At 35.9% G+C, this 12,068-nt stretch carries 12 protein-coding genes and 1 pseudogene; 1 reads left to right on the top strand and 12 read right to left on the bottom strand.

The genetic code is table 11. From position 1 onward, the window contains the following. Positions 1-107 precede the first annotated feature (107 nt). The 6 genes and pseudogenes from JEM49_RS06605 to JEM49_RS06580 all read right to left on the bottom strand — a co-directional run bounded on the left by JEM49_RS06605 (position 108) and on the right by JEM49_RS06580 (position 5,056). Positions 108-323 carry a hypothetical protein gene (locus JEM49_RS06605; RefSeq protein ID WP_014918111.1) on the bottom strand — a complete coding sequence of 72 codons (216 nt, stop codon included), beginning with the start codon at positions 321-323 and terminating at the stop codon, positions 108-110. A 69-nt stretch (positions 324-392) separates the two neighbouring features. Continuing rightward, positions 393-1,214: an alpha/beta hydrolase gene (locus JEM49_RS06600; protein ID WP_201874272.1), complete on the bottom strand. Its 822-nt coding sequence runs from the start codon at positions 1,212-1,214 to the stop codon at positions 393-395. Then, positions 1,186-1,971 (bottom strand): YibE/F family protein, encoded by a 786-nt coding sequence (locus JEM49_RS06595; protein ID WP_191451141.1) that lies wholly within the window; start codon positions 1,969-1,971, stop codon positions 1,186-1,188. The genes JEM49_RS06600 and JEM49_RS06595 overlap by 29 nt, the downstream gene beginning before the upstream one ends. Then, a pseudogene (locus JEM49_RS06590) lies at positions 1,968-3,102 on the bottom strand (YibE/F family protein). The gene JEM49_RS06595 and the pseudogene JEM49_RS06590 overlap by 4 nt, the downstream one beginning before the upstream one ends. A 103-nt stretch (positions 3,103-3,205) precedes the next feature. After that, a complete protein-coding gene (locus JEM49_RS06585) occupies positions 3,206-3,946 on the bottom strand; it encodes a MerR family transcriptional regulator (RefSeq protein ID WP_087236033.1) in 741 nt (246 codons plus the stop codon). 27 nt (positions 3,947-3,973) lie between these two features. After that, positions 3,974-5,056, bottom strand: coding sequence for a D-alanine--D-alanine ligase family protein (locus tag JEM49_RS06580; RefSeq protein WP_025005593.1), 1,083 nt, complete (start codon positions 5,054-5,056; stop codon positions 3,974-3,976). Between the two features lie 154 nt (positions 5,057-5,210). On the opposite strand from JEM49_RS06580, the gene JEM49_RS06575 reads away from it, so the two are divergent. Beyond that, entirely contained in the window at positions 5,211-6,446 is a 1,236-nt protein-coding gene (locus JEM49_RS06575; RefSeq protein WP_201874270.1) for a CAP domain-containing protein, read from the top strand. 37 nt (positions 6,447-6,483) lie between these two features. Here JEM49_RS06575 and JEM49_RS06570 read toward each other — a convergent pair whose 3' ends face one another. The 6 genes from JEM49_RS06570 to JEM49_RS06545 form a co-directional block, all read right to left on the bottom strand. Further along, positions 6,484-7,221, bottom strand: a complete 738-nt coding sequence (locus JEM49_RS06570; protein ID WP_087236035.1) for an amino acid ABC transporter ATP-binding protein — start codon at positions 7,219-7,221, stop codon at positions 6,484-6,486. Then, positions 7,214-8,698 carry an ABC transporter substrate-binding protein/permease gene (locus JEM49_RS06565; protein ID WP_201874268.1) on the bottom strand — a complete coding sequence of 495 codons (1,485 nt, stop codon included), beginning with the start codon at positions 8,696-8,698 and terminating at the stop codon, positions 7,214-7,216. The genes JEM49_RS06570 and JEM49_RS06565 overlap by 8 nt, the downstream gene beginning before the upstream one ends. Positions 8,699-8,823: 125 nt before the next feature. Further along, on the bottom strand, positions 8,824-9,648 hold the full coding sequence (locus JEM49_RS06560; protein WP_201874266.1) for a hypothetical protein: 825 nt from the start codon (positions 9,646-9,648) through the stop codon (positions 8,824-8,826). A gap of 12 nt (positions 9,649-9,660) precedes the next feature. After that, entirely contained in the window at positions 9,661-10,344 is a 684-nt protein-coding gene (locus JEM49_RS06555) for a TetR/AcrR family transcriptional regulator (protein WP_025005597.1), read from the bottom strand. Positions 10,345-10,488: 144 nt separating this feature from the next. Then, entirely contained in the window at positions 10,489-11,475 is a 987-nt protein-coding gene (locus JEM49_RS06550; RefSeq protein ID WP_056945545.1) for a ribose-phosphate diphosphokinase, read from the bottom strand. Between the two features lie 125 nt (positions 11,476-11,600). Next, the gene (locus JEM49_RS06545; RefSeq protein WP_201874264.1) at positions 11,601-11,966 is read right to left on the bottom strand and encodes a hypothetical protein; all 366 of its coding nucleotides are present in this window, start codon (positions 11,964-11,966) and stop codon (positions 11,601-11,603) included. Positions 11,967-12,068 lie beyond the last annotated feature (102 nt).

Genomic DNA, 12,068 nt, shown 5'->3' with positions numbered 1-12,068 from the left:
AAAGGCTTAACTCCGAAAGAATATCGGAATCAAGCCTCTATTAATCCTGTATTTTAAACTGTCTAATTTTTAGGTCTCAGTTCACTCTCGATATGAGAACTCTTTTTTTATTGCTTCATTTTATGCTTTTTAACCAATGATGATATCCAACCACTAAAGTAAAACAACGTAATTAACACAAATTGCGCATCAATTGAATAAGCAAATAACTTAAAATTCAATATCAAAGTAATGATCAGCCATACGCAATACAGCGCTTCAAATGGCATGATCAAGCGATCGATTTTACGATTCTTCAAAATAACGTGATAAATATCATGCATAGTTTCACCAGCTTTAATTTCATTTGTTAAGTACCAATTTTACCACAAAGCCGATGACTTAATGCTTTTCTACTCGCCCCATTCGCTTCTCAGCCACTCCATCGCTAAGTTAAACCAATGAGCCGCATGTGGATTTTTCTGCCATTCACGGCCCTTAGTTTGGACGTTATGACGTGCTAAAGAAAAGCCATGATAGCCATGATTGAATAAGTGTGCTTCAGTTTTGACATTATTTTCATTCAAAGCATCAATGTATTCAATGGAATTGCCAATCAAAACAACTGGATCATCCCAAGCTTGGAAAATAAATGTATCTGGTGTTTCACGTGTAACATCTAATGCACTATCTAATAATTCCGGTTCTACTGGCATCTTATCTTTTTGATCATCTGGGATTGGAAAACCAATTTTATTAATATCGATCAATGGATAACCTAGAATCGTCTTATTAGGCAATACATCATCTTTGTTAAAACCATATTTACTTTGATAATCACTGCTTAAAGCCATGTTATTAGCTGAACTGACCACATGACCACCCGCAGAAAATCCAATCGTTAAAATACGTTTGGGATCCAAATGATACTCATCTGCGTGCTCTCTAAAATATTTAACCGTAGTAAGTACATCAAGACCAGCATCTGGATAAATTTTACCTGGATCTTGTACTAAGTTATATTCCATAACCACGCTATTAAAGCCTTGATTATTAAAAGCGAGTGCTACTGGTTCGCCTTCTCTTTTAGATAAATGATTAAAACTACCACCTGGAACCACAATTGCTAAAGGGCGCTTTTGTTCCACTAATTCTGGATTTTGATCCAGCACATAAGTATGGATCTTAAATTCACGCTTATTAAAATTAGTTATGATCAGATTTTCTACTTTCATTTTTTAGTTCCTTCTTACTCATTCCTCTAGACAACATAAATGATGACAGAGGCACTGTTAAAATAACCCCTATTAAAGAATACATGATAATTAAGGCTTCATTAACAAAAAGTTTTTCATTAAGGACTTCACCAATCGTATAGTGCAAACGGAAATACCATAAAAACAGAGCTAAAAAGCTACCGAACATCCCAAATAAAATTGTGTTCATTGCAGTACCTAGCACGTCAGTACCAATGGCTGTACCGCTACTCATTAATTCTTCTTCGCTGATATTCGGATTATGCTTTTTAATTTCAATTAAACCTGAACTCATCGCTACTGCTGCTTCCGCAATTGCACCCAAAGTTGAGAAAACTGCAACTGTAACAGCAATCATTGGATAGTCTAATCCTGGCATTTGTGATAACCCAACTAATAATTCCCCTGCTTCTGGGCCAAGACCCGCAGCTTGAGCAAAATATTGGCATCCCCAAATAAATAGACTAATAACCAAACACACAATAAAAGCAGAATAAAATGAGTTTTTGGCAACTGTATAATCATGCGTACCTAAGAAAATGATCGTAACAAGTTTTAACGGAATAAAAATCAAAGTTAAAATTGCAATATTAATTCCCCAAGAAATCAGCATTGCTACCAAAATCAGCAATATGGTATTGATTAAAACACTAAAGAAACTCCGAATTCCCGTTTCTCCGCCAACAATTGTCATCAAAATAGCTAAAACAACAATTAATGCCATTAACGTACTCATTTATTCTCACCTTCTTTTTTTAAACAAACTCTTCCAATCTCGATCCTTCAAGAAGAATAAACTGCATCCCGTCGCAAAGATAACCGTCAGCACGATCCCGATCGCAGAAATAACACTCTGTGTGGCTCCTAGTGACAGCGTAAAGCCAAAAGTAGAAGCTAAGGTATTGTTATCCCTTAAGTACAAAATCGTCTCAGGCAAAGCGCCAGCGATGAAGATCAAAACCAAGACATTGATCAATGGCCCCATGATTTCCTGTCCCATGGTTCGACCACTGTGTACTAATTGCCGAATAGTGATATCTTTTTTTGTTTGGATCAATTCATACAAACTAGAAATAATGTCGGTTGCCTCATCCATGACGGCACCTAAAATTCCGATCAAAGTCTGAGCTAAGAACAACCCACGAGGATCTTGCGTTGCATAATCTCCCGTTTCATATTTCATTTCTGATTCCCCAGTCACATGCATAATTACATAGCATAGAGCAAAAGAAACAAAAATTCCTAAAATAGTTGCTAGCCAAGTTGCTAGCATTTTTTTATTAAATCCTTGAACAATCAATAAACTAAAGAATGACAAAACAATATCAGCTAAACCAAATAGCAAGATAATGTGTGCCCCATTTAGATGAACATCCCAAATAATGACTAAATAGAACAGTGCCCAGCTAATTGCCATAGAAATTACTAATGCAATTGAGTGCATCCCTGATACAGCGATCATTAATGCCACTGTAATTGTAACTACCATCACTAATACCCAATCTCGCTTTGGATTAACAATGGCAGGGTCTCCCTTTTTAATATTGACAAAAATACGCTGACCAGCACGATACTGCTGTGTCGTTAATTGAGAAGGATAATATACATTTTTAGTGGCATATTTTTCTCCTTTATGCTTACCAGATAATACTTTTAAATGTAGAATCTGTTGTCTAGTTTGATCCTGATTCTTATAAACATCCTCATTTTTTTCAATCAAAGTATCTTTAATCTGACTATCTGTAATAACCGCAACCTCATCCTTTTGATAAATATCAGTTGCAAAATAAGTTAATACTGTCAGAATAGCGCCAACAATTGCAGCAATCACTGCAGCTGTATAACGCTTTTTCCATTTAAAATTCAAAGTAACAACTCCCTATTTCTTTTTCATAGTTATTACTGTAAAACAAAAGGCAGCCCGATGTTAGGCTACCTTTAAATTCTTTACTTTTTTGTTTAATTCTTTTTTAAAACTTAAAGATTTTTTGCCACCAATGTTCCTTAGTTTCTGGAAGTTGCATATCTTCTAAGGTACGATGAACATTTGCAGTTGCACGTTTTTTAGCATTTTCCTTTGCTTTAGAAATAATTTCGTCATGCATTTCTTCTTGACTCTTCTGCATGTCTTCCTTTACTTCTTCGCGTTTTTCTGCAGCATCTTTTGGTTTTTCATCGTCATCATCAACAACACCAGAAATATCAGGTAAAGCGGCAATTTTATCGCTATTATCTTTTGGTGCAGCAAGTTGCTTTTGCGCTTCAATTAAATCTTCATTTTGTTTTTGAATGACATTTAATTGCTTTTGCAAAGAACTAATCGCCTCATTTTGATTTGAAATAGTCTTTTGCAAAGTATTCAAAAGCTTAACTACCTGCTGTGTGTCCATCACATCGTTAGAAGTATAGCGAACAGGTTCTTTGACTTTAGGCTCTTCACCTTTTTCACTAACAGCATAAATTTGACGAGCCGCCTCTTGCAAAGTCAAGCCACTATTCTTGGACAAGTGATGGAAAGCCTTCAGATCGTCAATATCCTTTTGATGATATAGACGTGCTTTCTGCTTGGTCCGAGCAAAATAGTTTGAATTGCCCGTTACTTTTTCCACAATTAAAGAATATTTTCTCAGTGTGGCTACACTTATTCCTAATTCTTTTGCAGCTGCCTTAGGTGCAGCGAGTTCTTCAAAATCATGCTTATTAGTCGTCATTAAAATCTACCTCTATAAAATTCGGTATTAATCATGCTTGTGAAGCAAAGTCTTCTTATGGTCAAAGCGTTCCATTCCTACTTCAATTAAACGCGTAATTAATTCAGTGTAAGGAACTCCTGCTTCTTCAAACAACTTAGGATACATACTGATATTAGTAAAACCTGGAAGGGCATTAACTTCAGTCAATACTACTTTACCACCTGGAGTAAGCATAGAGTCAATTCTAGCCATACCACTACATTCAGTAACTTCATAAACCTTACGAGCATTTCTTCTTACAGTGTCAATAATTTCTTGTGGCAAATCTGCAGGGATTTGTAACTTAGAAGTTGAATTGTCATCGTATTTGTTCTTATAGCTGTAGAATGAGCCTTTTGCATTGGTGATTTGTCCTACACCTGCTACAATTGGCTTGTCGTTACCGAGAACGGCAGTTTCTACTTCAGTACCAGGAACAGTTTCTTCAACTAATACCTTATCATCGTATTTAAATGCTTCTTTTAATGCTGCTGCATATTCATCAGCGTTAGTTACATGGCTAACACCAACTGATGAACCTTGGTTAGATGGCTTAACAAACATGTCACGACCAAGTTTTTCAGCAACCTTTTCATAATCAAGTTTATCATTATTTTTGTCATCGTATTCAAAGCGTTTAATTGCGATCCAGTCAGCAACAGGAACGCCAACCCTTTGAGCTAAAATTTTGGTAAATTCCTTGTCCATAGTTACAGCAGCAGCTAAGACATCATCACCAACAAATGGCTTATTCATCAAACGGAATAAACCTTGTAAAACACCGTCTTCGCCTAAGTTACCGTGAACAATAGGGAAAAAGACATCGATTTCTGGTAAGTTTTCTAATTCAATTAAATTAGAAATATTATGAACCTTGTGTGGGTTCTTTACTTGATATGAAGGATCTTCCAAAACTTTGAAACTTTCTTCTTCGTTTGCAAAGTAGCCTTCATTAGTAATCCAAATTGGGTGTACATCAAATTTTTCTTTATCGATTGCTTTATAAATGTTACGACCTGAAACAATTGATACTTCATATTCTGATGAGTTACCACCAAAAATTAATCCAACTTGTGTTTTTTTAGTCATTGTTTTATACCTCTTTTAAATGTTACCAAACCTTTATTATACGCAAAGAATACCAGAAAAACTTAAAATTATAGAATATTTTTCACTAAAGCCTTTTCACAATAGTTTATAATTAGTTAAATAGACTACAAGATCCTAGAAGGGAGTTAAAAATATGCTTCTACGGAAAATCTCGATCACTACAATTGCAGTGATTTTATGTGTGCCATTTATTGGACAGACTGCAAAAGGTGCAACTTTTACTACTCAAGAGATTAATGAAGTGCACAATTTTCAAAAAGAATACGGCAATCTCAATAAAACTCGCTATAATATTAAAAATATTTACGCTAAAAAGCCACATTTAAAGAAGAAATTTAATGCAGGAGCTTTAAATCCAAAATATATTCAAACACAAGTCGATTACATTAATTATTATCGTTCCCTATTTGGCTTACCAAATGTAACTGCAACCACTACTTTTAACAATAATGCTCAAAAAACTGCGGCAGTAATGGCTACTATCAATGCTAATCCTTTTGTTAATCAACATGGTCTCCCTAGTGAGAAAAGACCTAGCTATATTTCAAAGGGAATGTGGAAATTAGCTAAAGATACTTCTGAAACATCAAATCTGAATTTCAACGTTTCACATCAATCTGCCGGTGACGTTATCACAGATTTAGTGACTGACCACTATAACTTAACTGGATCAGATACAGGCCACCGTGCTTGGCTTCTTTCAACCCGGTTAACCACTACTGGAATCGGAGCAGCATACGGCAAAAACGGCTATCGTTATTCGGTCCAAAAGGTGCTCAACACTAACGATATGTTTCGAGCTGCTAGTCAGCCTGTAGTTGCCTACCCTAGCATGCGATTATTTCCAGTAGAACTGGCTAAAGGGAATAAAACTGTTTGGTCAATTTATTTATCTGACAAGACTGTGAACTCCAAACCAGAAATATCTATTAAAGATTTAGATACTGGTATCACAACTATCGCTACTCACGTTAAAAATTATAGTTCTAGCGGCTATGGCAACTTTAAAACAATCATCACCTATTCACCAGCAAGTACACAAATTATAGCTGGACATGAATATGAGGTTGATATTAAGGGCGTTTATAAATATACCTTCAAGCTATTCAAGCAAGATGGTACTAACGATACTACTAATTACGCCACGGCTCCTGTAGCTCACCAATCCAACACTTCTTTAAGTAATAAAACGGAAGTGCAGTCACCTTTACTAAAGCAAAATAAAATTCTGCGTGCTGTTATTATGCCTAAGGTTGCAATTCTGCCAAGTCAATCCAACAATTTACTTAATACTTTAGCTATAGACGGATGGCATCAAAATTTTTTTATAAGACAGTACGCATTCAAAAATCTCATCATCACAGAATGAAATAAAAAAATCCAAGCGTTTGCTTGGATTTTTTAGTTTATAAAACTTTGGATAAGAAATCTTTAGCACGATCACTAGTAGGATGACCGAAGACCTCTTCAGGAGTTCCTTTTTCTTGCAAGTAACCATCCGCCATAAACCAGATTTCATCAGCCACTTCACGAGCAAAGCCCATTTCATGGGTCACAATTACCATTGTCATCCCTGAATTAGCTAAATCTTGCATTGTCTTTAAAACTTCCCCAACCATTTCAGGATCAAGTGCACTAGTAGGTTCATCAAATAGCATCACTTCAGGATCCATCGCTAAAGCTCTAGCGATCGCTACACGTTGCTGTTGACCACCAGATAAACTAGCAGGAAATTGCTGCGCACGGTCAGCCAATCCTACTTTTTCTAAAAGCTCTAAGCCTTTTTGTTCAGCTTCTTTTTCACTGATACCTTTAACTTTCATTGGCGCAAGCTTTACATTTTCAATTACATTCATATTAGGGAAAAGATTGAAGTTTTGGAAAACCATGCCCATTTTTTCTCGTAATTGATCTAATTCTTTGCCATCTTTTAAACTAGCTAAATCCGTACCATCAAAAACAATCTTCCCAGCTGTAGGATGTTCCAATACATTTAAACAGCGTAAAAAAGTACTTTTACCAGAACCAGATGGGCCGATAATACAAATTACCTGCCCTTTATTTACGGTTGCTGAAATATCTTTTAATACTTCATTTTCACCAAAGGTCTTTTTTAAATGTTGAATATCAATCATTTTAGTCATTGTGTTTCATCCGTCTTTCGAAATAGTTAAGCAGTCTAGTCAAAGTAAAGGTCATGATGAAGTAAATAATCATCGCAATGAATAATGGCAACACACCACGGTAAGTTGAGGTTTGAATAAGTTCAGTTTGGTACATTAATTCTGTTACCCCAATTACGGAAACTAATGAACTGTCCTTAAGTAAAGTGATAAATTCATTACCTAAAGCTGGCCAAATATTCTTCAATGCTTGCGGGATAATTACATAACGGTATGCCTTGGCTTGACTTAAACCAAGAGATCTAGCTGCCTCAGTTTGACCCTTAGCAACTGAAGCAATACCTGATCTAATATCTTCAGCAACATAGGCTCCTGAGTTAAGTCCAATCGCAATAATACCAGCAACTAAGGCAGATAAGTTTGAAATAAGAGCACCAACACCAAAGTAAACGAACAGAATCTGAACCATCTGCGGCGTACCACGAATAAATTCAATGTAGCAAACCGCAATCCAGTGCAAAAGCTTGTTTTGTGATAAACGCATTAGGGCTAAAAGCATCCCCAATACGATACCAATTAAAACGGAGAAGACAGTGATAATAATGGTGTATTCGATCCCCTTAACAAAGTATGGAGCATATTTTGCCATTGTATTAGTCTTTTGTGCCGTCTTCATGTATTTTGCAGCTTCAGGCAAATACTTTTTGTTGATCAAATCATATTTTTCAACGCGCTTAATTGTCTTATTAACTGCCTTCACTAAGCCGGATTGTCCCTTAGCAATAGCTACCGCGTTCCCAGCTTGTTCTTCACGTAAATCGCTTCTAACAGCCATCAAGCTATTGTCATTTTTAGCATATGCTTTAGCAGTTAATTCTTCCATTACCACGCCTGACATTTTGCCAGACTTCAAAGCCAAAACTAAGTTATTGATCTTGCCTAAACCCTTGGCTTTAGACTTCTTCATTTGAGACTGAATCAATTGATATTGAATACTCCCAGTTTGAGCACCAACAGTTTGACCAGCAAAGTCTTTAATCTTCTTATACTTAGCTTGATCGCGCTTATTAATTAAAAAATACTCACCACTTGGCTTGTAATAAATCTGTGAGAAGTCTACACTCTTTTTTCTTTCAGGATTTGGCGTCATAGCAGAAATAACCATGTCAACCTTGCCTGTTTCAAGCGCTACTAATAGAGAATCAAAGCTCATATTTTTAATTACAAGCTTAGCGTGCAGATCCTTGGCAATATCCTTAGCTAGTTCAATATCTACCCCTACATACTTGGTATTGCCATTTACACTAGTAGTAAATTCAAGTGGCGGGTAATCCGCAGAGGTGCCCACTACTAATTCTTTCGACTGCTTAATCTTTTTCATTACAGAGTCGCTTGCTACCTTTTTATCCGCGGCAGCAACTGGTTGATTAAACAAAAAAAGAGTCGAAATTATTGTAATGAAAGCAAAAAACAAATTAATAATCTTTGCCTTTTTCATAAAATTCGCCTATTCCTTCGTTAAATATACCTAAAATTTGTTAATTATTTTTTAATTATATACAGATACTTCGTTATTATGCAAGAAAAACCGTAATCATAGTTACATGATTACGATTTCTAAACTTATTTAGTTGAAGTAGCTTGCCAAGGAATGGCACAAATAACATAAATAATTGCACCGACAATGACATATTCCAAGAAAACACTACTGCCAATTTCAAGAATTGAACCAAATTCAATGTTATCTACATCAAAAATTACAGGAACTAGCGCTAGTAACCCTGATATCAGAATTAGCCAAAATCCGGCCCACATTCCCGCAGCAGTTGCATTATGAATCAGCACTCGCGTTGAAGCTTTAGATTTCATGTCATTAATTAATGAAATCAGAGTAATAATAGTCACAATCACAATGATTACATTAACGATTAATAATAAACTAGCAATATTGGCACCAAGTGTCACAATATTTAAGTTAAATGACTTAACAATTGCATAAGGAGCATTAGCACCTTGTTTTTTTAGTTTATTATTGATCACTTGTGCTCCACTTGAAGAGCCTTTATCAATTCCTTGATTAATATCCGTTAAAATCTGTTGAGCAAGACTTAAATTATTAACCTTAAACCAGTGAATGCCTAACGTATAATCAATTATATGGTCGGCAATTGGCTGGGTTTGTGCCTGTGCAAGTAGATTTGCGTCATCTTCGTCGCGAGCATTAATTACATCTGCCAAAACATCAAAATTTTTATTAACTTGGCGTACAATAACGGCTTGATTGTAACTAGTCCTGATTTGTTTTTTCATAAAAATAGGATTCAGAAAAGTTGCCGTTATCAATGTTAAAGCCGCAGCCAAAAAGATCACAAAAGCCATCATGCGTTTATACTGGCCAGCTTGTTCTTGCCCCATTCGTCGCAAATTGGCTCTTCTGCCTTCAACCATCACGATTCCCCTTTAGCTGAAAATTTCTTTACCTTCATCAAACATCGTATCAATTGCACGGTGAACAACTTCCATATCAGCTGATTCGATGATTTCATGTCCCTCTTTTAGAGCTTGATCAATTTCACGAGAAGAACAATGCAAGAAACTAAACATTAATGCACTCGTAGCATAGTCTGCAAGAGCCTCTGCTGATAAGTGGTGCTTCTTACGATCATGGTAAAGCCGTCCGATACCACTAGTTACAAATGCAATCCCCGTTTCAAGTTCGTCTTCATCAACATCAACGTCGTCAAATAAATGATTGATATTGATCCAATCATTAAGCATTACGCCCCAGTTATCCAGGGTTGCATTGCTGACAAAGGCTTCTGAAATAATTCGATCAAGACCTTCATCATGCATCCCTAAAATTGCAATAGTATAAATAAAAGCCTTAGTTCTTGCATATGGTGCATTACTATTAGCCATATCGTAATTATTTACTTGTTGTCCTAAAGTATTAAAAAGATTACGAATAATGTCATTAGTTAACTTGGCTTTATGAGGATAATATGACTGCAGCAGGGACTTTGAAATGCCTGATTTTTCTGCAATCATTTGCAAAGAAACATTATCCATTCCATTTTCTCTGATTAAATGAAAAGTATTGCCAAGAATAACTCTCCGTCTTTTCATATTTTTCCGTCGTGCCATGGTTATTCCTCTATCTTTCTATCTATACAACACAAATCAATTATACCAATCATTGCTATTTGTAAATAGTTTTATGACTTAAACTTAAATAAAAAATAATCCTCATTCAGGTGAGGATTATTATATATCAATTATTTAATTTTTTTACTTTAAACGATTTTGTTCATCAAAAATTTGGTGAATTGAACGATCGTTATAAACGTAATCAATACCACGAGCAAGAAGTTGATCTACAGAAATACGAACCATTCTGTCTGGGTAACGATTATGCTTAATAGTATCAGTTACAACGATTTGTTCAATTGGCAATTCGTTAAGTACTTCAGTTGCATTCTTAGAAAGAAGTGCGTGAGTTGCAGCAACATAAACCTTCTTGGCACCTGCTGCCATAACTGACTTAGTTGATGATGAAATACGAGAACCAGTATCAATTAAATCATCAACGATGATACACTTCTTGTCTTTAACATCCCCAATAATATCGTGCACTTCAGTATCATAACGAGCACCACGTTGATCAACAATAGCGATTGGAGCGTTGAAATATTGACCAAAGTTACGTGCAAGCTTGGCACCTGAGTGATCAGGTGAAACAACTACGATATCATCATCTTCCTTAGTAGCAATACCATTATCTAAGAAGTATTGACCAAGAAGTGGAATAGCGTGCAAGTGATCTACTGGAACACTGTAGAAACCTTGAATTTGTGAAGCATGCAAATCAACTGTAATTAAACGATCCATACCAGTTAATTGAAGCAAGTTAGCAACAAGCTTAGCTGTGATTGGTTCACGTGAACGAGTCTTAGTATCTGAACGTGAATATGCTAAGTATGGAACTACCACGTTAATGGTATGAGCTGATGCACGGTGCAATGCGTCCAAGATAATTTCAAGTTCCATGAAGTTTTCGTTAACTGGATCTTGAATTGATTGAATTACAAAGACGTCACAACCTCTGACACTTTCACCAATATTAACTTGGATTTCACCATCGCTGAAGTGATGAACTGCAGTTTCAATTAATGGTTGACGCAAAATTGCAGCAATTTTTTCGTTTAATGCTGGGTTACCACCTAACCCGATCACCTTCATTGGGTGCAATAATTTATGGAGTTCTTCCTTGTTCATAGCTACCTCTTCTGAATAAAAATCATATACAGACCCATTATATACGAAAAACCTTCTCTGATAAATAAAAGAGGAGGTTCTTTATTGAAGATTTCTATTTTGATTTTGAATTTACGTAAATCTAATTAAACAATGAACAAAACCAGCCCGACAATCGCTGCCAATTCCGGCACTACTAAGTTCATGAAACTTAAACTTGAATTATGCGTTAAATAAAGCAAGCAAACTGCAGCAACTTCTATTGCGATAGCAACATCCCGTAAACTGACGGTTCTTGCTGCTTTTGTTACAAAGCCAACAATTAAACTAATGATGCCTAGAACAATTAAAATTCCACCAATAAACTGCAATACTGATGATTCATCGAAATTATTCATCACAGGAACTGATCCTAGGATTAAGACCAGTCCAAATGCTATGAAAACCGCACCTGCAGTAAATAGGTTAAAATCTTCTTGTCTTTCTCTAAGGCTAAAATAGGCGATTGCCATTGCAACTAGTGCATTAATTAGTCAACTACCCTAGACTGAAGTCTAGGGCTTAGTGGCTCGTTAGCTTGCGCCAACCAGAACACCAACTTGCTTAGATACGGA

Origin of the sequence: Lactobacillus sp. A27, assembly GCF_016742815.1 — a bacterium.
GTDB classification, from domain to species: Bacteria; Bacillota; Bacilli; order Lactobacillales; family Lactobacillaceae; genus Lactobacillus; species Lactobacillus gallinarum.
This window is presented reverse-complemented; position numbering and strand designations above follow the sequence as displayed.

Bases quoted from the DNA above. Each gene is read 5' to 3' on its own strand.
- JEM49_RS06605 (WP_014918111.1), bottom strand. From the start codon at position 323: ATGCATGATATTTATCACGTTATTTTGAAGAATCGTAAAATCGATCGC.
- JEM49_RS06600 (WP_201874272.1), bottom strand. From the start codon at position 1,214: ATGAAAGTAGAAAATCTGATCATAACTAATTTTAATAAGCGTGAATTT.
- JEM49_RS06595 (WP_191451141.1), bottom strand. From the start codon at position 1,971: ATGAGTACGTTAATGGCATTAATTGTTGTTTTAGCTATTTTGATGACA.
- JEM49_RS06585 (WP_087236033.1), bottom strand. From the start codon at position 3,946: ATGACGACTAATAAGCATGATTTTGAAGAACTCGCTGCACCTAAGGCA.
- JEM49_RS06580 (WP_025005593.1), bottom strand. From the start codon at position 5,056: ATGACTAAAAAAACACAAGTTGGATTAATTTTTGGTGGTAACTCATCA.
- JEM49_RS06575 (WP_201874270.1), top strand. From the start codon at position 5,211: ATGCTTCTACGGAAAATCTCGATCACTACAATTGCAGTGATTTTATGT.
- JEM49_RS06570 (WP_087236035.1), bottom strand. From the start codon at position 7,221: ATGACTAAAATGATTGATATTCAACATTTAAAAAAGACCTTTGGTGAA.
- JEM49_RS06565 (WP_201874268.1), bottom strand. From the start codon at position 8,698: ATGAAAAAGGCAAAGATTATTAATTTGTTTTTTGCTTTCATTACAATA.
- JEM49_RS06560 (WP_201874266.1), bottom strand. From the start codon at position 9,648: ATGGTTGAAGGCAGAAGAGCCAATTTGCGACGAATGGGGCAAGAACAA.
- JEM49_RS06555 (WP_025005597.1), bottom strand. From the start codon at position 10,344: ATGGCACGACGGAAAAATATGAAAAGACGGAGAGTTATTCTTGGCAAT.
- JEM49_RS06550 (WP_056945545.1), bottom strand. From the start codon at position 11,475: ATGAACAAGGAAGAACTCCATAAATTATTGCACCCAATGAAGGTGATC.
- JEM49_RS06545 (WP_201874264.1), bottom strand. From the start codon at position 11,966: ATGGCAATCGCCTATTTTAGCCTTAGAGAAAGACAAGAAGATTTTAAC.